Annotated in this window: 20 protein-coding genes; 8 read left to right on the plus strand and 12 right to left on the minus strand. The window is 57.3% G+C overall.

The genetic code is table 11. The features are described 5' to 3' along the window. Positions 1–27: 27 nt before the first annotated feature. The 5 genes from frr to WKI41_RS19640 all read right to left on the minus strand — a co-directional run bounded on the left by frr (position 28) and on the right by WKI41_RS19640 (position 4,575). Positions 28–585, minus strand: a complete 558-nt coding sequence (frr, locus tag WKI41_RS19620) for a ribosome recycling factor (protein ID WP_340195151.1) — start codon at positions 583–585, stop codon at positions 28–30. Between the two features lie 72 nt (positions 586–657). Then, the gene (gene pyrH / locus WKI41_RS19625; protein ID WP_340195152.1) at positions 658–1,380 is read right to left on the minus strand and encodes a UMP kinase; all 723 of its coding nucleotides are present in this window, start codon (positions 1,378–1,380) and stop codon (positions 658–660) included. Between the two features lie 200 nt (positions 1,381–1,580). Beyond that, the gene (tsf, locus tag WKI41_RS19630; protein ID WP_296018442.1) at positions 1,581–2,507 is read right to left on the minus strand and encodes a translation elongation factor Ts; all 927 of its coding nucleotides are present in this window, start codon (positions 2,505–2,507) and stop codon (positions 1,581–1,583) included. 270 nt (positions 2,508–2,777) lie between these two features. Then, positions 2,778–3,545 carry a 30S ribosomal protein S2 gene (rpsB, locus tag WKI41_RS19635; RefSeq protein WP_306933100.1) on the minus strand — a complete coding sequence of 256 codons (768 nt, stop codon included), beginning with the start codon at positions 3,543–3,545 and terminating at the stop codon, positions 2,778–2,780. 190 nt (positions 3,546–3,735) lie between these two features. Next, on the minus strand, positions 3,736–4,575 hold the full coding sequence (locus WKI41_RS19640) for a cell envelope integrity EipB family protein (protein ID WP_340195153.1): 840 nt from the start codon (positions 4,573–4,575) through the stop codon (positions 3,736–3,738). A gap of 118 nt (positions 4,576–4,693) precedes the next feature. On the opposite strand from WKI41_RS19640, the gene WKI41_RS19645 reads away from it, so the two are divergent. Genes WKI41_RS19645 through WKI41_RS19660 form a run of 4 tightly spaced genes read left to right on the plus strand, consistent with a single transcriptional unit; the run spans position 4,694 to position 7,531 of the window. After that, the gene (locus WKI41_RS19645; RefSeq protein ID WP_340195154.1) at positions 4,694–5,164 is read left to right on the plus strand and encodes a RidA family protein; all 471 of its coding nucleotides are present in this window, start codon (positions 4,694–4,696) and stop codon (positions 5,162–5,164) included. Next, the gene (locus WKI41_RS19650) at positions 5,161–5,904 is read left to right on the plus strand and encodes a glycerophosphodiester phosphodiesterase (protein WP_340195155.1); all 744 of its coding nucleotides are present in this window, start codon (positions 5,161–5,163) and stop codon (positions 5,902–5,904) included. The genes WKI41_RS19645 and WKI41_RS19650 overlap by 4 nt, the downstream gene beginning before the upstream one ends. After that, entirely contained in the window at positions 5,901–7,091 is a 1,191-nt protein-coding gene (locus WKI41_RS19655; RefSeq protein WP_340195156.1) for a GNAT family N-acetyltransferase, read from the plus strand. The genes WKI41_RS19650 and WKI41_RS19655 overlap by 4 nt, the downstream gene beginning before the upstream one ends. A gap of 20 nt (positions 7,092–7,111) precedes the next feature. Continuing rightward, entirely contained in the window at positions 7,112–7,531 is a 420-nt protein-coding gene (locus WKI41_RS19660) for an HIT family protein (RefSeq protein WP_340195157.1), read from the plus strand. 130 nt (positions 7,532–7,661) lie between these two features. Here the strand turns inward: WKI41_RS19660 and eno are convergent, their stop codons facing one another. Together eno and kdsA are read right to left on the minus strand one after the other, a co-directional pair. Continuing rightward, on the minus strand, positions 7,662–8,936 hold the full coding sequence (eno, locus tag WKI41_RS19665) for a phosphopyruvate hydratase (RefSeq protein WP_340195158.1): 1,275 nt from the start codon (positions 8,934–8,936) through the stop codon (positions 7,662–7,664). A 216-nt stretch (positions 8,937–9,152) separates the two neighbouring features. Continuing rightward, positions 9,153–10,001, minus strand: a complete 849-nt coding sequence (gene kdsA / locus WKI41_RS19670; protein ID WP_340195159.1) for a 3-deoxy-8-phosphooctulonate synthase — start codon at positions 9,999–10,001, stop codon at positions 9,153–9,155. Between the two features lie 263 nt (positions 10,002–10,264). Between kdsA and lexA the strand changes: the two genes are divergently transcribed. Then, positions 10,265–10,990, plus strand: a complete 726-nt coding sequence (lexA, locus tag WKI41_RS19675; RefSeq protein WP_340195160.1) for a transcriptional repressor LexA — start codon at positions 10,265–10,267, stop codon at positions 10,988–10,990. A gap of 418 nt (positions 10,991–11,408) precedes the next feature. Here the strand turns inward: lexA and WKI41_RS19680 are convergent, their stop codons facing one another. Beyond that, positions 11,409–11,807, minus strand: a complete 399-nt coding sequence (locus tag WKI41_RS19680; protein WP_340195161.1) for a GFA family protein — start codon at positions 11,805–11,807, stop codon at positions 11,409–11,411. Between the two features lie 273 nt (positions 11,808–12,080). Between WKI41_RS19680 and WKI41_RS19685 the strand changes: the two genes are divergently transcribed. Further along, positions 12,081–12,770: a glutathione S-transferase family protein gene (locus WKI41_RS19685; protein ID WP_340195162.1), complete on the plus strand. Its 690-nt coding sequence runs from the start codon at positions 12,081–12,083 to the stop codon at positions 12,768–12,770. A 9-nt stretch (positions 12,771–12,779) separates the two neighbouring features. On the opposite strand, the gene WKI41_RS19690 is transcribed toward WKI41_RS19685, so the two are convergent. Next, positions 12,780–15,257, minus strand: a complete 2,478-nt coding sequence (locus WKI41_RS19690) for a ComEC/Rec2 family competence protein (protein WP_340195163.1) — start codon at positions 15,255–15,257, stop codon at positions 12,780–12,782. Positions 15,258–15,515: 258 nt separating this feature from the next. Here WKI41_RS19690 and gltA point away from each other — a divergent pair, with 258 nt between their 5' ends. Further along, positions 15,516–16,805: a citrate synthase gene (gene gltA / locus WKI41_RS19695; protein WP_340195164.1), complete on the plus strand. Its 1,290-nt coding sequence runs from the start codon at positions 15,516–15,518 to the stop codon at positions 16,803–16,805. A gap of 201 nt (positions 16,806–17,006) precedes the next feature. Further along, positions 17,007–17,444 carry a PACE efflux transporter gene (locus WKI41_RS19700; protein WP_340195165.1) on the plus strand — a complete coding sequence of 146 codons (438 nt, stop codon included), beginning with the start codon at positions 17,007–17,009 and terminating at the stop codon, positions 17,442–17,444. A 91-nt stretch (positions 17,445–17,535) separates the two neighbouring features. On the opposite strand, the gene WKI41_RS19705 is transcribed toward WKI41_RS19700, so the two are convergent. The 3 genes from WKI41_RS19705 to WKI41_RS19715 all read right to left on the minus strand — a co-directional run bounded on the left by WKI41_RS19705 (position 17,536) and on the right by WKI41_RS19715 (position 20,385). Further along, a complete protein-coding gene (locus WKI41_RS19705) occupies positions 17,536–18,099 on the minus strand; it encodes an ABC-type transport auxiliary lipoprotein family protein (RefSeq protein ID WP_340195166.1) in 564 nt (187 codons plus the stop codon). A gap of 73 nt (positions 18,100–18,172) precedes the next feature. Next, on the minus strand, positions 18,173–19,543 hold the full coding sequence (locus tag WKI41_RS19710; RefSeq protein WP_340195167.1) for an MCE family protein: 1,371 nt from the start codon (positions 19,541–19,543) through the stop codon (positions 18,173–18,175). A 2-nt stretch (positions 19,544–19,545) separates the two neighbouring features. Next, the gene (locus WKI41_RS19715; protein ID WP_340195168.1) at positions 19,546–20,385 is read right to left on the minus strand and encodes an ABC transporter ATP-binding protein; all 840 of its coding nucleotides are present in this window, start codon (positions 20,383–20,385) and stop codon (positions 19,546–19,548) included.

The raw sequence follows: 20,385 nt of genomic DNA on the forward strand, positions 1-20,385 counted from the left end.
TCAATGCAAGGTTTGGCGTTGAGCCAATTATACCTGCATGATTTCCTTTTCTTTCTCAGCGAGCAAGCGATCAATTTCAGAAATCGTGTCGTCCGTCATCTTCTGCACTTTTTCAGACTTGCCACGGCTTTCGTCCTGACCGATGTCACCATCCTTTTCGGCCTTTTTTAGACCTTCCATGCCGTCACGGCGAACGTGACGGATGGCAACCTTGGACTTTTCAGCGTAATCGTGAGCAACCTTGACGAGCGACTTGCGGCGCTCTTCATTGAGCTCAGGCAGCGGAATACGCAGGTTCTGGCCATCGACGATCGGGTTGAGGCCAAGATTGGACTCCCGGATGGCGCGGTCCACAGCACCCACCATGGTCTTGTCCCAGATGTTCACGCCAAGCATGCGCGGCTCAGGAACGGTGATATTGGCGACCTGAGACAGCGGCACGCGCGAACCATAGGCATCGACCGTAACAGGATCGAGAATGTTGGCAGAGGCGCGCCCGGTTCTGAGCGAAGCGATATCGCTCTTGAACGCATTGATGGCACCGTCCATGCGGCGCTTGATGTCATTGAGGTCAACACCACTCATCTTGATACTCCATTTCGTTCTGGCCTTGGCGGCCCATTATCTTGACCGGCGCATGTTGAGCGCCTGGGGATTTTAGGCGTCGTGCACGATGGTCTTCAGACCGCCGCCCGTCAATATTTGGGCGAAACCGCCCTTCTCGTGGATCGAGAACACGATGATCGGAATATGGTTTTCGCGCGCAAGCGCGACCGCGGCCACATCCATGACAGCAAGGCCCTTGGCAAGCACTTCGGAATGCGTCAATTCGTCGAAGCGGGTTGCGGTAGGATCCTTCTTCGGATCGGCCGAGTAGATACCGTCGACCTGCGTTCCCTTGAAGATCGCTTCCGCACCCATTTCGGCGGCGCGAAGAGCCGCAGCAGAATCGGTGGTGAAGAAGGGATTACCGGTACCGCCAGCAAAGATCACCACCCTGCCCTGCGACAGATGGTGAATGGCAGCGCGCTGCGAGAAGCTCTCGCAGATTTCCGGCATGGCGATGGCGGAAAGAACGACGGTATCGATCTGCAGTTTGCGCAAAGACGTTGCAAGCGCCAGAGCATTGATGACGGTTGCGAGCATGCCCATGTGGTCACCGGTCACGCGGTCGCCGCCCTTTGAGGCAACGGCGACACCGCGGAAGATATTCCCGCCGCCGACAACGACGCCAACCTCGACGCCCATGGCGCGCGCTTCCGCAATATCGGAGGCAATACGGTCGGCCACGGCAACATCAATGCCGAACCCCTGATCGCCCATGAGGGCTTCGCCGGACGCCTTGAGCAGAACACGTTTATAGAGCGTCTTGGAAGACATCATGACTCCTTTAAGCAGGGCGCGCAAAGATCCTTGAGCGGCTTTGCGGCAATGGCAGGCCAAACATAAAAAGTCCGAAGTCGCAAGAACGTCTGCAAACTATTTCCGGGCAACGCGGACTGTAACCGCAACGCGGATACACGAAGGGCACCGCGTTGTCACGCGATGCCCCGGAGTTTTCCAATATTTGGGTAAAGGGATCAGCCCTTTGCGACAGCCGCAACTTCTGCAGCGAAATCGCTTTCTTCCTTCTCGATGCCTTCGCCGAGAAGCAGGCGAGCCATGCCGACAACTTCAATCTTTGCGCCGGCTTCCTTTTCGGCTTCCTTGATAGCAGCCTCAACCGTCAGGTCGGGGTTGATAACGAAAGCCTGGGACAGAAGAGCAACTTCTTCGAAGAACTTGCGCATACGGCCATCGACCATCTTTTCGATGATGGCTTCCGGCTTGCCGGATTCGCGTGCCTGCTCGATGAAGACGTTGCGTTCGCGCTCAGCAACAGCAGCGTCGACTTCTTCCGCGCGGATCGCGAGCGGGTTGGTTGCAGCAACGTGCATGGCAACCTGACGGCCAATCGACGTCAGAACGGCTTTGTCGCCTTCAGACTTCAGAGCAACCAGAACGCCGAGCTTGCCGATGCCATCGCCGGCAGCGTTGTGAACGTAGGTAGCAACAACGCCATGCTCGACTTCGAGCAGAGCAGCGCGACGCAGAGCCATGTTTTCACCGATCGTGGCGATCGCGTCCTTGATGGTGTCGGAAACCGACTTGCCAGTTGCCGGATAAGTGGCAGCAGCGATCGCATCGACAGAACCATCGGTCGTCAGCGCAACCGAAGCAACGCCACGGACGATGTCCTGGAAGGCGTCGTTACGGGCGACGAAGTCGGTTTCAGAGTTGATTTCGACGACGACGGCCTTGTGGCCAGCAGAAGCGATGCCGATGAGACCTTCAGCAGCGGTACGGCCAGACTTCTTGTCAGCCTTGGCGATACCCTTGGCGCGCAGCCAGTCGATCGCAGCTTCCATGTCGCCGTTGGTTTCAGCCAGCGCCTTTTTGCAATCCATCATGCCTGCGCCAGACTTTTCGCGCAGTTCCTTTACCATTGCGGCGGTGATTTCGCTCATTGTGTGCCTCTTGTCGGTTCGGTCGGTCACGGCAGTCTTGCCAGGCCGAAATCGGATTGTGGGAACGAATGTACCCGGAACTGTGACAGGCTGATGAAACAGCCGCCACGAAACTTGTCAAACCAGCCACCGTTCCCGATTTAGCCGATTGCTCGGCCAGTGGTTTGCTGCGGCTTGAAACGAACAAGGCCGTCGAACGTGCAGTCCAGAACGGCCTTGTCTAATCCTGATGGAGAAGGCGGCGCGGTGAGCGCCGCCGAAAGGCCAATATCAGGCGTTGGCTTCGTCTTCGAGAGCAGGCTCGACCGGAGCTTCTTCAGCAGCGCCGAGGTCACGGCCGGAAGCGCCCTGCTGACGTGCGATACCGTCGATGGCAGCGCGAGCGATCAGATCGCAGTAAAGCGAAATGGCGCGCGACGCGTCGTCGTTACCGGGGATCGGGAAGTCGATATGGTCCGGATCGCAGTTGGAGTCGATGATAGCGACGACCGGAATGCCAAGACGCTTGGCTTCTTCGATCGCGATCTTTTCCTTGTTGGTGTCGATGATGAACATCAGGTCCGGAACGCCACCCATATCGCGGATACCGCCGAGAGCCTTTTCAAGCTTTTCGCGTTCGCGCTCGAGGTTCAGACGCTCCTTCTTGGAGTAGCCGGAGGCATCCGAGTTCAGGATTTCGTCGACCTTGCGAAGACGCTGGATCGAGTTCGAAATCGTCTTCCAGTTGGTCATCATGCCGCCGAGCCAACGCGAGTTGACGTAGTACTGAGCGGAGCGCTTTGCGCTGTCTGCGATGATTTCAGAAGCCTGACGCTTCGTACCAACGAACAGAACGCGGCCACCACGAGCAACGGTGTCGGAAACGACCTGAAGCGCACGCGACAGCATCGGAACGGTCTGAGCCAGGTCGATGATGTGGATGTTGTTACGGTCGCCGAAAATGTACGGCTTCATCTTCGGGTTCCAGCGATGTGTCTGGTGGCCGAAGTGAACACCAGCTTCCAGAAGCTGGCGCATAGAAAAATCGGGCAATGCCATGCCTTGTTACTCCTTTTCCGGTTGAACCCCCGCGAAGCGAACAGCACCGTTTGACCGGCACCACCGGGCGGAATGAACCGGATTTCTCCCGGAACACCCCAAGCTTCGCGTGTGGAATGGTGAGCCGCATACAGCGGCCTTACCCAAATTGCAAGCATCCGGCATCAAAAAACGCCGGTATTGTCATATTTCAGCGCACAGGCGGCGCTTCGCAGGTCTCAGGCTTGAGAACATCGAGCTTTGCAAGTTTGCCCGTCAGAACGAAGTCGCCGTAATCCATCGTCAGATCACGGGTGATTCCGTTCTCATAAAGCTTGAACGACATTCGATAGATCGGCAACGAGTCCGTTCCGGTCTTGTCGTTGTAATAGGCGATCGTTACCGGCCAGAAAGGCGCCTTGGCAAAGTCGCCAGCGACACTCGCTTCAGCATCGCCATCCTTAGGCGTCTGCTGCTTACCGACGAGCGTTGACGTTATCAGGCTCTCATCGCCGTCATCCGAGCCGTCGAAGACGCGAGACTCGAAGATGCGCTTGCCGAGCTTGGCGTTTTCGATGACCTGATACATGTGCTCGGTGGGAAATTCGCCAGGAACGAGATCGACTTCGCGCGGATCCGGCTTGGTGAGATCCACCTTCATCTTCCCATCGACGTCTGCGGCCGAACCAATGACTTCCTTATCGAGCTTGTCGTCGGTGAAGGATTTCGTCTCGAAGGTGAACTTCTTCGACACAGCATCTTCGAATGTCGTCGTCTGCTGGTCGGTCATCCGCACAGCATCACCCGTGTTGATCTGCGTGACGAAGCGGAAGTCGGTCTTGTAACCCTTGCAGGACGACCCGGTGAACTCATAGACCATGCGCCCGGTCATGCCCTCGATGCCGGAGCGATCCGACGCGTCCTTCAGTTCGAGATCGTAGACGGCGCGGTGGGAGATCAGATTGGGAACGCTGGCAGGCACGGCACTTGCGATGCTGGGCATGAAGCCCACGCCAGCGGCAAGAACGAGAGCGAGGTTCCTGACGATCATTCAATAACTCCTGTTGGACTCATCGCTCATACTGTACAAGCAACCGTCCGGCTTTTCGACATCATGACCTGAATGCCGGATTTTTGAAAGATTTACAACCAAAGCGGAAACGGAAAAAATGTCAGACGCCATCGAAGCTCGCCTCAAGGAACTCGGATACACGCTCCCTGCCGCAGCAGCTCCTGCTGCCAACTACGTTCCCTTCACGATCAGCGGCAATCTGCTTTATATTTCCGGTCAACTGCCGATGGAATCCGGCAAGATTGCGGTCACCGGGCATGTTGGTCGCGATGTCGATGTAACAACCGCGCAGAAGGCTGCTGAGCTTTGCGCTGTCAACATTCTGGCGCAGGTAAAGGCCGCGCTGAACGGCGATCTCTCCAAGGTGCGCCGCGTGCTGAAGTTGAACGGCTTCGTCGCTTCCGTCCCGGAATTTACCGAGCAGCACCTCGTCATCAATGGTGCCTCGAACCTGATTGCAAATGTTCTGGGTGACGCAGGCAAGCACGCGCGCGCCGCCGTCGGCATGGCTTCCCTGCCTTTCAACGCCGCCGTTGAAATCGATGCTATCGTGGAAATCGACGCATGACATTGAAACTGTCCTGGCTGACGGCCCAACCCGTCGCCCATCGTGGCTATCATGATCTGAACAAGGAGGTCTGGGAGAACACGCTGTCGGCCTTCACCCGCGCCGTCGAAGCGGGCTATGCCATCGAATGTGATGTTCAACTGGCCGCCGATAGCGTTGCGGTGGTCTTCCACGATGATGAGATGACCCGCCTCACTGGCATCAAGGGCGACGTGCGCGAACGTACATCCGTCGAACTCGGCATGCTTTCGATCGGTCAGACCAAGGATCGCGTGCCGACGTTGAAGCAACTCTTGAAACTTTGTGCGGGCAAGGTGCCGCTTGTCATCGAACTCAAGGGTCGTGAAGGCGAAGGCGTCGATGACGGCTTTGCCGAAGCGGTTCTGGAAGACCTGGAGGGCTATCAGGGCCATGTTGCACTGATGAGCTTCGATCATCATCTGCTGAAGGATTTGAAGGCGGCCGGCTCTCCCTGGCCGTTGGGCCTCACGGCAGAGGGAGCCAATCCGGAAGACTTCTTCAAGCATGATGAAGCGATGCAGATCGGACTGGACTTCATCTCCTACTTCTGGGGTCACCTGCCCAACAGCTTCATCGAGGCGCAGAGAAAACTGGGCGTTCCAGTGATTACCTGGACCGTGCGGGATGAAAATGCCTTGGAGAAGTCCTATACATATGCTGACCAGATAACGTTCGAGGGATTTGTCCCCAACACCAAGGACCAGTCAGCCACCGCATGAGCGATGAATACACCATTCGCGTTGCACAGTCCTTCAAGGACATCGCTTCGGAAAGCTGGAACAGGCTTTCCGGAGCATCCAGACTACCATCGACCACGCCTTACAATCCCTTTATCTCGCACGCCTTCCTGTCGTCGCTTGAAGAGTCGGGCTCTGCAACGGCAAAGACCGGCTGGCTTGGCCAGCACCTTTTGCTGGAGCGCAGTGACGGCGAATTGATGGGCGCAGTCCCAGGGTATCTCAAGAACCATAGCCGCGGTGAATATGTTTTCGACCAGGGATGGGCGGACGCTTTCGAGCGCGCAGGCGGCCGCTATTATCCGAAGCTTCAATGCTCGGTCCCCTTCACGCCTGCAACCGGTCCGCGTCTGTTGACGACGGGACTTGACACTGCAGCCTTCCAGCAGGTCCTCGCCTCAGGTCTCCAGCAGGTGACAGAGAGGCTCGGCATCTCTTCGGCCCACGTGACCTTTGCCAACGAAGATGAAATCGAAGCACTGGAGGATCAAGGCTTTCTGCATCGTACCGATCAGCAGTTTCATTTCATCAATCAAGGCTATCGTGATCATGCCGATTTCCTGGATGCTCTGTCATCGCGCAAGCGCAAGACCCTGAAAAAGGAACGGCGCGCATCACTGGAAAACGGCATCGAGATCGACTGGCTGACGGGCAGCGATCTGACCGAGGATATCTGGGATCAGTTCTTCACCTTCTACATGGATACCGGCAGCCGCAAATGGGGCAAGCCGTACCTGACCCGCGCCTTCTATTCCCTCATCGCCGAGCGCATGGCAGATGATATTCTGCTGGTGATGGCAAAGCGCGAGGGCAAATACGTGGCGGGTGCCATCAACTTCATCGGCGGAGACGCACTTTACGGCCGCCATTGGGGCTGCATCGAAGACCACCCCTTTCTGCATTTCGAGGTCTGCTACCATCAGGCCATCGATTTTGCGCTTTGCAGAGGTCTGAAGCGCGTGGAAGCCGGTGCTCAAGGCGAGCATAAGCTAGCACGCGGCTACACGCCGGTAACCACCCATTCCGCCCACTACATTGCCCATCCGGGCCTTCGCCACGCCATTGCCGATTATCTTGAGCGGGAGCGCAGCGAAGTCGAGCAGGTCAACGATTATCTTGAAGATCACAGCCCGTTTCGCAAAGGCGAACGGCATGAAGACGACGACTAAAAAGTTTTGAGGGAGCAGCCATGACCGCCTATGACGACAAAAACATCTTCGCCAAAATCCTTCGCGGCGAAATCCCCTGCGTCAAGGTCTATGAAGACGACCACACCCTGGCCTTCATGGACGTCATGCCCCAGGCCCCGGGTCACCTTCTGGTGACACCAAAATCCGGCTCGCGCAACCTTCTCGATGCCGACCCTGAAGTGCTCGCAAAGACGATTCCCGTCGTCCAAAAACTCGCTGTCGCCGCCAAGGAAGCTTTCGATGCGGATGGCATCTATGTTGCGCAGTTCAACGAGCCGGCCGCTGGCCAGACAGTGTTCCACCTGCACTTCCACATCGTACCCCGCAAGGAGGGCGAACCCGTGAAGCCACACAGCGGCGCGATGGCGGATGTCGAGATGCTCAAGGCTCACGCCGAGAAGATCAAACAGGCGCTTTGACGCGCACAGCCAGCGTGGTGCTCACCGCGAGCACATAACGCAATGTCCGAACAAAAAACCCGCCGAGACCATTGGCGGGTTTTTCTATGAGCGGGCTCTTCGAAAGAAGCCACAATTGGTCGTAGCCTAGTCAGCCGCGCAGGATCGAACGGCCTGCATAAGCAGCCTGCGGACCCAGCATCTCTTCGATACGGATCAGCTGGTTGTACTTCGCCAGGCGGTCGGAGCGCGACAGCGAGCCGGTCTTGATCTGACCGCAGTTGGTGGCAACCGCAAGATCGGCAATCGTGGAGTCTTCCGTTTCACCCGAACGGTGAGACATGACCGCAGTGTAGCGGGCCTTGTGTGCCGTCTCCACAGCGTCGAGCGTCTCGGTCAGAGAACCGATCTGGTTGACCTTGACGAGGATGGAGTTGGCAACGCCCATCTTGATGCCGTCACGCAGACGCGCGGAGTTGGTAACGAAGAGGTCGTCGCCGACGAGCTGTACCTTGGAGCCGATCTTGTCGGTCAGGTACTTCCAGCCTTCCCAATCGTCTTCGGCCATGCCGTCTTCGATGGAGATGATCGGGTACTTGCCCGCGAGTTCCGCGAGATAGTCAGCCATGGCTTCCGGCTCAAGCGTGCGGCCTTCGCCTTCCATCTCGTATTTGCCATTCTTAAAGAACTCGGTCGAGGCGCAGTCGAGAGCCAGAGCAACGTCGTCGCCCGGCTTGTAACCGGCCTTTTCGACCGACTTCATGATGAAGTCCAGCGCTTCCGGCGCGCTCTTCAGGCCAGGTGCAAAACCGCCTTCATCACCGACATTGGTGTTGTGACCCTGGGCTGCCAGTTCTTTCTTCAGAACATGGAAGATTTCAGCGCCGATACGCACAGCGTCACGGATGCTTTCCGCGCCGACCGGCATGATCATGAATTCCTGGAAGTCGATCGGGTTATCGGCATGCGCGCCGCCATTGATGATGTTCATCATCGGAACGGGCAGCAGGTGAGCGTTCGGGCCACCGACGTAGCGATAAAGCGGCAGGCCCGTCGTTTCGGCAGCGGCCTTGGCAACAGCCAGCGAAACGCCGAGAATGGCGTTTGCACCGAGACGAGACTTGTTGGGCGTCCCATCGAGCGCGATCAGCGTCTGGTCGATGTGAATCTGGCTTTCGGCATCGAAGCCGCCCAGCGCATCGAAGATCTCGGTGTTGACGGCCTCGACGGCCTTTTCAACGCCCTTGCCGAGATAGCGCTGTCCGCCATCGCGCAGCTCGACTGCCTCGTGAGCGCCGGTCGATGCGCCAGATGGAACGGCGGCGCGACCGAAGGAGCCGTCTTCGAGGTACACATCGACCTCGACCGTGGGGTTACCGCGGCTATCGAGGATTTCGCGTGCGATGATGTCGGTAATGGCTGTCATGGTCTCTCCCTTGGGACTGGAACAGAGGATTTCAGTCGTTTGTCTTAGAGCGCATCGGCAGAACTGTGAAGCCGTTTTCGGGCCGGATCGCGGATGAACGTGACTGAAACGAGTCGGATGTCATTGCCGCTTCGCTGTAGACGAAGCGGAAGAATTTACAATGACGACGCCGCGCATGAGGCGTCGCGCGATTGATAAAAATCGATTAGGCCAAATTCAGGCAGCCTTTGCGATAGCATCAAACGCCAAAAGCGTCTCCAGAAGCTTCGGCATATCCTTAAGATGAACCATGTTCGGACCATCGGAGGGCGCATTGTCCGGGTCTTCATGGGTCTCGACGAAGAGGCCTGCAATGCCCACAGCGACAGCTGCACGCGACAATGTCTCGACGAATTCGCGCTGACCGCCGGTCGATCCGCCCTGCCCGCCGGGCTGCTGCACGGAATGCGTTGCGTCGAACACGACCGGCGCGCCGAGAGACGCCATGATCGGGAGCGAGCGCATGTCGGAGACAAGCGTGTTGTAGCCAAAAGACGCGCCGCGTTCGCACAAGAGAACGTTCGGATTGCCGCTCTCATTCAACTTCGCCAGCACGTTCTTCATGTCCCAGGGCGCCAGGAACTGCCCCTTCTTCACGTTGATAACGCGACCGGTCTTGGCCGCAGCGACGAGAAGATCGGTCTGGCGGCTGAGGAAGGCCGGGATCTGCAGCACATCGACGGTCTCGGCCACGATGGCGCACTGCTCCTCCGTGTGGATATCGGTCAGCACCGGAAAGCCGAACTCCTTCTTGAGATCGACGAAAATCTCCATGGCCTTGTCGAGACCGATACCGCGCCGGCCGGAGAGCGATGTGCGGTTGGCCTTATCGAAAGACGACTTGTAGACAAGACCGATACCAAGCTTGCCGCAGAGCTCATGAAGCGTGCCAGCAATCATGAAAGCGTGGTCCCGGCTCTCCATCTGGCACGGGCCGGCAATCAGCGAAAATCGTTCCGTGTTGGAAAAGGCGACGGCTCCTTTACCTTCGCCAGCAACCACCTTCAAATTGTTCTTCACAGTCATCTCATTCCTCACGACAGATGCGCCAGATATAGCTGGCAATCGCAACTTTGCGAACTTGCACAGGCATTAGCAGCAAGTGGGTCATGTGTCACGGGATGAGGCAAGCCCAGATTGTAGCGCCGAACGGCTCTCAAAAGGTTCCTAACGAGTGCAACAGAAGCGTTTGCGGAATTTTAAGGGATTGCAGAACACATATGGAACATATAGTGTTCGTTCTGTATTTGTTTCGCGAATCTTCGCCACGCATTCCAAGGGTTTTCTTCATGCTCACGCGCAAACAGCAGGAACTGCTTCTTTTCATTCATGAGCGAATGAAAGAGTCCGGCGTGCCCCCATCTTTCGATGAGATGAAAGATGCCCTCGACCTTGCTTCGAAGTCTGGCATTCATCGGCTGATCACCGCCTTGGAAGAACGAGGCTTCATCCGCCGCTTGCCGAACCGGGCTAGAGCGCTAGAAGTCATTAAACTTCCTGAAGCTTACTCCGCACCCGCGCAGAAGCCGCCGCGTGGTTTCTCGCCGAGCGTTATCGAAGGCAGCCTGGGCAAGGCCAAGACGCCGGAACCAGCCCCTGCCCCAAAACCGGCGAACGATCAAATCTCGTCTGCTGTCACCGTTCCTGTCATGGGACGCATCGCCGCCGGTGTGCCGATCTCCGCCATCCAGAACAACACCCATGATGTGGCCATCCCCGTCGATATGCTGGGTACGGGTGAGCACTACGCGCTTGAGGTTAAGGGTGACTCGATGATCGAGGCCGGTATCTTCGATGGCGATACTGTCATCATCCGTAATGGCAGCACCGCCAACCCTGGCGATATCATTGTGGCACTTGTCGATGACGAAGAAGCCACGTTGAAGCGCTTCCGCCGCAAGGGTGCTTCGATTGCGCTCGAAGCTGCAAACCCCGCTTACGAGACCCGCATCTTCGGACCAGACCGAGTTAAGATTCAAGGCAAGCTCGTCGGCCTCATTCGCCGCTATCATTAAGTGATCTCAGGAGGCGGCGGTGTTGCCATCGCCACTTCCAAAGATGAGCATCCCAAAGCGAGTATTTAAGGCAGGCAATGTGCCTGCTTTCGGTGCGGGGCCAAGCCGCTAATCCTCTTCCTTGAGCATGTCGCACAAAAGTTTGCAGCGGTTCAGCGACAATGATTTTCAATAGAACAATGACTTAAAGCGTATCAGCGAATCTGAAAGATCGCGAAACGCTTCGGCCTACTGCCGTCCAAAGAAAGACAGCTCTTTTGATCACGCTTTCTCAGTCGTTCTCATGTCGATGCATTTACGGAAATCCAGTTGTCTCGCATCGTCGCGGCGGGAAAGTATTTTCAAGCGAAACACGCGGCCTGCCTCTATCAAGCGACAGCGGTATCTATCGTTTCATCCTCTCAAGACGCCGTATCAATCAACGCCCTTCCTCCGTCCTGCCTGTCGATTCTCGATCGCGGTCATACTGCCGCAAAGCCGGAAAATCGGGCAACCATGCCTCGCGGCGGATCATCCATAATTCATAAGTCGGCTCGAATTGATCTGGCGAATCCAAAGAGCCGATGTTCACCTCAACCTCGTCATCGCTTTTTCCAAACACGGGCGAGCCGCACTTGGGGCAGAAGAAGCGGCCGTTATAGCTGCGTGTTTCTCCTTCAATAGTGACGGCATCTTTCGGGAAGATGGCGGATGCATGGAAGAGCGCGCCGTGATGTTTGCGACAATCCATGCAGTGACAGATCCCAACGCGGTAGGGCTCACCGACCACCGAAAGCCTCACGCTGCCGCAGGCACAACTGCCAGATTTCGTGTCCATCTCCATCTCTCCATGTGCTTGACGCGTTCACATCAAACCGCGACGAACCGATGAAGTTCACTGCCCGGGTCGGATAACAGCGCGAAAGAGCAACAACGCATCAAATCATATGATAGCTGGGATCAGTCGCTTTGCCTGTAAGTCGTCTGCATTGCGCATTAGAAGAGTGACAGTCAGATCAGGATTTACGCTGACCTCGGATTAATTTCGCAAGCTTCTGAAACTTAGGCAAGTGACCGCATCCAAACCGCCAACTCACCGCCAGGAGACAAAATGTACGATCTCTACATCGCCAACAAGAACTACTCCTCCTGGTCCCTGCGGCCCTGGGTTCTGATGCGCACGCTGGATATCCCTTTCAACGAGCGTCTTGTTCCCTTCAATGATCCCGATCCCAAGAACGGCTTTACGTACTTCTCCCCCACAGGCAAGGTGCCCTGCCTCGTCGAGGACGATGTCACCATCTGGGATTCGCTGGCAATCATCGAATATCTCGCCGAACGGCACGATGGTGTCTGGGCTGATAACGCCAAAGCCCGGGCTTGGTCGCGCTCAGCGTCCGCGGAGATGCACTCCGGCTTCCAAGCCCTGCGCAACCTGCACCCGATGAGCGTAGGCTTGCGGATCCAGCCAATTGCCGCAAACGAAGCCCTTCGCAAGGACATCGCACGCATCGACACGCTGTGGCAGCAAGGCCTCAACGCCTTCGGTGGGCCGTTCCTGGCTGGTGAACATATCACCGCCGTAGATGCCTTTTTCTGCCCAGTCGCGTTTCGTTTTCGGACCTACGGTACAATGCTCTCGCCGTCAGCGGAGGCTTACAAGACCCGTCTTCTTGGCTTGCCGGCGATGACGGCTTGGGAGCAGGCAGCAATCCAGGAGCAGTGGCGTGATCCCGAGCACGAGGAGGAAGCGCGTTCTTCTGGTGAGATCGTTGAGGACCGCCGTCTCGTAGCAAGTTAAGTTTGCAATTTACGGTCGCGCCGCCAGCATCTTCTCGATATGCGGCGGCAACGCGCCGTCTGACGTCTTGCTGCGCCAGTCATAGGCGCGATGAACAGACCATGGCCTTGACACGCGGTCCATCGCCGCACGAGCATGAGCGACAGGCGCTCCGCTTTCATTGAGCCAAAGTTCGATTGATCCAGTCTTGCGCAATGTGTTGGCGCTGATCAAAACTGCACCTGAACGGCAATCAGGGAACGGAACCAAGCGCGAAGTAACGACTATGTCCGCTACATCACAGGCGGTTCCGGTGAAGGCAGTGTTCGAAACGACGGCGACCTTGACGCCGCTCTCATGGCGTCCTGCACACCAGGCGGTCTTCTGACAGGAGAAAGCGTTCGTCCGCTCGAAAGCAAGGAGCATCTTGGACCGCGCCTGTTGCTTCTGCTCATGGGTTAGAACCGGGCGGCGTGTTATCGGCTGGCCTGCCGCCGCGGTCTCATTCACTTCGCCATCATCCACAACGAGCGGTGAGACATGTTTGTCCGGAAGCGGTACCGCCCTCGCCCACTGATCGAAGACGAACCCCTTTGCCTGTCGCTTCGTGGTCGCAACGGCCTCGTCGGTTCTAAAAGCCACGAGCACACCGTCTTCGTAGATCAAGAGATCTGGCTTTGCGCTGTTTTGCTCAACAGGCACCAGAGCAAGGCCAGCAAGGAGAACTGGAATTCCAACGAACGCCAGGCGGGTTCGAAGCAGGGTCAGCAGAAGAAAGCCGAGCGTAGACACGACGAGGAACCACGGATGCTGTCGCCCGATCGTGGCGTCACCGCCCCAACTGGAGACGGTTTTGGCAATGTCGATAACCATAGCCATGCCGTAACCCATCAGTTTCAGGAATGGGGCGTCCAAGCCGAAGGGCATGAGGAGCATCGCGACGAGCGCAGACGGCATGACTATAATCGACATAACCGGCATGGCTGCGAGGTTGGCTGCCAGGCCATAGGTGGTAATGCGGTGAAAATGCTCAATGGAGTAGATCGCGGTCGACACACCACCGATCAGCGAGGTGATGACCACACCGCCGACGATTGCGCCCACTTTGGATGAAGCCGCCAACCACAAGGGTGGCCGTGCGATAAAGAGGCGCTCTCGATCGCCCCGCCATCGGCTCCAGAATGAATAGGCCGCAACCAGTGCTAGCGTTGCGGCAAAGGACATCTGGAAACTCGGCGCCATGATCTCATGCGGCGAAACAGCAATGATGACGATTGCAGCAAGGGCAACGTTGCGCAGGCTGATCGATGGACGGTTGACCAGCACAGCCGCCAGCATAATGGACATCATGAGCCATACTCGCTCGGCAGAGACAGCAAAACCCGAAATCAGATAATAGGCGAATGTCATCAACAGCGCCGCAAACGCAGAGATCTTCTTGACGGGATAGCGTTGCGAGAAGCCCGGAAACAGGCTGAAGCCCATACGCATGCCGACAAAGAAAATGCCAGAGGCGAGCGCCATGTTGAGGCCGGAGATAGCCACGATATGAGCCAGCCCGGATACCCGCAGAGCTTCCATCGTGTCGCCGGAGATCGCGCGCCGCTCATCGGTGATGATAGAAGCCGCAAAGGCGCCCGCATCGCCGCCGATGACGCCGCGTATTCGTTCCGCAATGGCGGACCGGAGCATGTAGAGCCAGGAGCCGGCGGCGTCGAACCAACCGGCTTCTTTCTGATGTTCGACCTGCCCCGGTAGTGCCGTAGGGACGCTGTAGAAGAAGCCGGTAGCGCCAATCCCATCAAAATAGGCTGAAAAGGCGAAGTCATTGAGTCCAGGCAGCGCCGGGCCGGATGGTGGAGACAGGCGTGCCTTGCCGGTAATCTGGGCTCCGACGGGGACAGGTTGTTCGCGACTGCGCGCGAGGACCGAAATCCTGTTCGGTAGCCTTGTCAGCGATGGACCGGTCGTCGAGCTCAAGGCAATCGTATAGCGCCAGTAGCCCCTGGCATCCACCTCACGGCGCTCGACGGTGCCGGTGATTGTCGTCGTCACGGCACTATCGAGTACCGTCGTTCCAACGCGACGCGTCTCCCAGTTCGCCAGCAACATGCCGAGCAGTAGAAGAGCGAGCGCCGCCACCAGAAACGACACCGTAGTTTGGCGGTGACGCATGATGATTGCAACGGGGATGACGCAAACGCCGCTCACAAGCAGGACGACATCTGAGGGGGGATGAGATAGCGAGAACCAGATCGCCGCTCCTGCCCCAACCAGCACGGGGATGAACAGGAAGTCCTGCCGGTATTCAAGCTCATCGGTGACGCAGCGCGATAAAGTGGATGTCAAACGCTGTGCCAGACTGCGCGGCGCGGGACGCGTGTGATCGAAAAAAGCGAGATCGGTATTCTCGAGAGCGGCTGGCAAGTGGACGTCGCCAGGCCGAACGCTTGCAGGCGTGCCCGTCTCCAGCAAGCGGAACTGCTGCCGTTCCCCGTACTCGTTCAAGTGCCACCCCTCGGTCCCTCGGAACCAATTTGCAGCGTTGCGAGTCGGATTGCAATCGGGCGCGCCGATTAAGGAAGCATTGACTTAGAATGGAACAGTAAAGTGTCAAAATCGATTAGATCGGCATATTCCAATTCTGCGATGCACAATTTGCCTTTTGGATAGCTTGGCATCGTCGCACGGATCATATAGCTAAATCCGTGACGCTTAATTGGCCGATGCGTCAACCCGCATCGCCTGCATATTCGGAGGTATGGTATGACGGAAAAAAGCGCTACAGTGACCCTCGGCGACAAGACGGTCGATCTTCCTGTACGAGAAGGTACGATTGGTCCGCACGTCGTCGATATCGGCACCCTGTACAAACACACCGGCTCCTTCACCTACGATCCCGGTTTCACCTCTACCGCCTCGTGCGAATCCAAGATCACCTATATCGATGGTGACGAAGGTGTTCTGCTGCACCGCGGTTACCCGATCGAGCAGCTTGCCGAACAGGGCGACTTCCTCGAGACCTGCTACCTGCTGCTTTACGGCGAACTGCCGACGACGGCGCAGAAGAAGGACTTCGACACCCGTGTGACGCGTCACACCATGGTGCATGAACAGATGAGCCGCTTCTTCACCGGCTACCGACGCGACGCCCACCCTATGGCTGTTATGTGCGGTACCGTCGGCGCGCTGTCGGCCTTCTACCACGACTCGACCGACATCACTGATCCGCACCAGCGCATGGTCGCTTCGCTGCGCATGATCGCCAAGATGCCGACGATTGCGGCCATGGCGTACAAGTATCACATCGGCCAGCCCTTCGTTTACCCGAAGAACGATCTCGATTACGCGTCCAACTTCCTGCACATGTGCTTTGCCGTACCTTGCGAAGAGTACAAGGTGGACCCGGTTCTGGCGCGCGCCATGGATCGCATCTTCATCCTCCACGCCGACCACGAGCAGAACGCGTCCACCTCGACCGTTCGTCTGGCCGGTTCGTCGGGCGCAAACCCGTTCGCATGTATCGCAGCTGGCATCGCCTGCCTCTGGGGTCCCGCTCACGGCGGCGCCAACGAAGCAGCGCTCAACATGCTGAACGAAATCGGCACCGTCGATCGTATTCCTGAATACATCGCCCGCGCCAAGGACAAAAACGATCCATTCCGCCTGATGGGCTTTGGTCACCGCGTCTACAAGAACTACGATCCGCGCGCCAAGATCATGCAGAAAACCATGTACGAAGTGCTGGAAGCGACCGGTAACTCCGACGATCCGATCATGCAGGTTGCGCTCGAACTGGAAAAGATCGCTCTTTCGGACCCTTACTTCGTCGAGAAGAAGCTCTACCCGAATGTCGACTTCTATTCCGGCATTACGCTGAAGGCTCTCGGCTTCCCCACGACGATGTTCACCGTTCTGTTCGCGCTCGCGCGCACAGTCGGCTGGATCGCGCAGTGGAACGAAATGATCGAAGACCCGCAGCAGCGTATCGGTCGCCCGCGCCAGCTCTACACCGGTGCTGCAAAGCGCGACTACGTACCGGTCTCGAAGCGCTGAAGAGCGTCTCGATATTCGAACAAGAAGAAGCGTCTCTTTCGAGGCGCTTTTTTTTGCGTTTGGTTCTGACGAGGAACTCGAGGCGGACCGCGAAGACTTGAAGCAAAACCGGCTTCCGCTTATATCGTCTTTGCGAGGACGACCTCGGCCACGTCGGTAACAGCATTCGGGACGGCCCGTCAGTTATCTCGGGAGTTTCCCATGCGCAGCATAGGCGATCGTATCCGCCACGCTCTCAGCTTTGAAATTATCGGCCTCGCCTTGGTCATTCCACTTGGCGCGTTCGTGTTCGACATGCCAATGGGCGACATCGGCATCGTCGGCGTTGTCAGCGCCACTGTCGCAACCGCCTGGAATTATCTCTACAATCTCGGCTTCGACCACACACTGCAGCGCCTGCGCGGAACAACTCTCAAAACACCTGCGATCCGTGTCGCCCATGCCGTTCTGTTCGAGCTTGGACTTCTGATCGTCCTGATGCCCTTCATCGCCTGGTATCTTGGCATCGGCCTTATCCATGCACTGATCATGGATGTATCCTTCGCGCTGTTCTACGTCGTCTACGCCTTTGTCTTCAACTGGGCCTACGACGCGATATTCCCGCTGCCGGAATGGCAGAAAGAAGCAGCAGCGAAATAAGAGGTCCGAGTGAAGCCCATACGCGATCGCAAAGAAAAACGCCGCGCATCGAATGATGTCGCGGCGTTTGATTTTACATCGTAAATGGTGGTCAGAGCGCCTTTAACGTCCAGGCTACGATCTCGCGAGAGGCAGCAGCAAACGCCGAGTCGAGCGCCTTGACGAAGTTCGCGTTGCCCGAACCGCTGACGCGCGCGCTTGCACGGAACACGTCCTGTGCCCGAACTGTGCCGTTACGATCGTTCAGCAACTGTACCGAAATCTCGATGTTGGCGACATTGTTCTTGGTGTCGACCTCAAAGGCGCGGATATCGGTGACGACCTGATAGTCGATCGCCAGCCCCTGCCCCGGACGTCCAACACCGCCGAGGCGGCCCGTATCCTGGAAAGCTTCGACCAGCTTCGACTGCACCATGCGCGGCAGGCGATCGCTCCACTGCGAATTTGCGAGGTACTGCACTTCCGAGTTGGAAAGCCGCACCACGATATTCTCGCTATCGAGCGCCTTCAACGCGGTCGGCTCCGCGACCAGAAGCTGACGCGACTTCAGTGTCCGCGCCTGTGTGACAGGCGCCGGCGACACTGACAGATCGAACGTATCGTTCTTGGCGCTGCCGCCACACCCCGCCAGAAGCGCACCAAGAAGGGGCATCATCAGAGCAAACTTCGTCGAAGCCGGGGCAAACCCCCGCCAGTGCATCTGTGAAATCATAAAACCACTACCCCCATCAACGCCGTGTCCGGCCGTCATATTGTTTTACGTTCTCGCCGCCGAAGATCAAACGCTGCGGATCGCGGTCGAAATTGGTGATCGTATTGTTGAGATTGTCGACCGTCTGACGCGTATTGTTGATCAGCGCCTGGAAGTCTCTCAGACCCGAATTCGAGAACCGTGTCAGGTTATCGGCAATCGGACCAATACGCGCATTGAAGTTGTCCGCCACTGCCTTGAACGAAGCAAGCGTCTCACGCGCTTTGGCAAAAAGCGAATTTGCGTCATCGGTTCCAAGCATGCCGTCGACTTTCGCAAGAATTCCATCGACGCGGCTGGAAGCAGTGTTCAGCTTGCGAGACATGTCGGTGAAGTCGGCGATCGCCTGATCGATATCCTGACGGCGCGTTCCGACATCATCGGCAATCTGGCGGAAGGTCGAGATCGCCTGACGTGCGTCAGCCGTTGCTGCCGACACATCCTCGACCGTGTTGCTGACCTTGGACGCATCGACGGAAGCCAGGAGTTCGTCGGCACGCTTCACAACGGTTTGAACTTCGGCGCTTGCCTGTTCAAAGTTGCGTGACGTGCGCTGGACCGTCTCCATGACATCCTGAATGCCGCCGGACGAAGCCGCAACGTCAGACGTGACCTTATCGACATTGGTGAGGATCGAGTCGATCTTCTGCGAATCCACTGCCTTGACCAGATCTTCAACTGCCGTCAGCGTGCCATCGAGACGAACAGACACGGACTGAACGGTGGTCGACAGCGAACTCAGGCTTTCGAGGAAGTTTTCAATGCCATCGGAATTGGACGCCAGTGCCGCAGAGAATTTCTCAGCGTTGCGCACGGTCTCCGTCAGCGGTCCGCGCGCGTCCTGTACGAAGCCCTGCAACTCACCAATCGCACCATCCGCACGCTTGAGAATCTTGTCGGCTGTGGCCAAGAGGTTGGTTACGCTCGACAGATCGGCGGTCAATTCAGCGGGAACGCCTGTTTCGAACGACTTCTGAAGGATCCGCTCTTCATTGCTGCGCCCACCGGAGAGTTCGATATAGGCAGCACCCGTCAGTCCCTGGATTTCCAGAACCGCGCGGGTGGACGGAAAGACCGGCGCGTCCGCCTGCACTTCCGTATAGGCGATCGAATAAGCCGGATCGTCGCGGTCGATCGAAAGACCACGCACCGTACCCACAGGAATACCGTTGAACCGCACGGGTGAACCGACGGACAGGCCGTTTGCCGATCCTGGAATGCGGATTGTCAGCTGGGCAGTCGGACCGCCCCGACCGAATTCGGCCATCCAGTAGACGAAGCCAAACGCTGCCGCGACCACGATGAGCGTGAAAATACCAACAATGGTGTAATTCGCCTTGGTTTCCATGCCTATCCGTTACTCCCCGGAATCTGTTGCGTGCCATCCGGAAGGACGACGGCGCGAGCCCGCTTTCCGCGGAAATATGATTGGACCCAAGGATCGTCGTTGTTGAACATGTCCTCAAGTGTACCTTCGACTGCGACTTTGTTGTTGCCGAGAACGGCAATGCGGTCACAGACTGAAAACAGGCTGTCGAGATCGTGGGTCACCATATAGACGGTCAGACCCATCGAATCGCGCAAGCGCGCAATCAGCATATCAAATTCTGCAGCACCGATCGGATCGAGACCCGATGTAGGCTCGTCCAGGAAAACCAGGTCCGGATCGAGCGCCAGAGCGCGCGCAAGTGCGGCGCGCTTGATCATGCCGCCTGAAAGTTCGGACGGAAATTTGTCGCCGGCATCCGGCTTCAAACCCACCATCTCGATCTTCAACGCAGCGAGCTCATCCATGAGCTTTTGCGGCAGATCGAGATATTCGCGCATCGGCAGCTGAATGTTTTCTTTCACGGTCAGGCCGGAGAACAGAGCGCCCTGCTGGAACAGGACTCCAAGACGTGTGTCGAGCGCCATGCGCTCCTCATCCGTCGCCTTGTCGTAATCCGTTCCGAGGATCTTGATGGTTCCACCCTGGCGCGGCAAGAGTCGCAGCACAGTGCGCATCAACACCGACTTGCCGGCACCCGAAGGGCCGATGAAGCCCAGGATTTCGCCGCGATAGACATCGAGATCGAGATTGTCGAGCACCTTCTTGTCGCCGAAGCTGACGGTCACGCCCTCTACTGAGAGCACGACTTCGCGATCCTTGTTGGTGTCTTTTCTGTTGTCGACTGCTTGCCCTTGATCCAC

Source organism: Agrobacterium larrymoorei (assembly GCF_037722385.1).
Lineage (GTDB): Bacteria > Pseudomonadota > Alphaproteobacteria > Rhizobiales > Rhizobiaceae > Agrobacterium > Agrobacterium larrymoorei_C.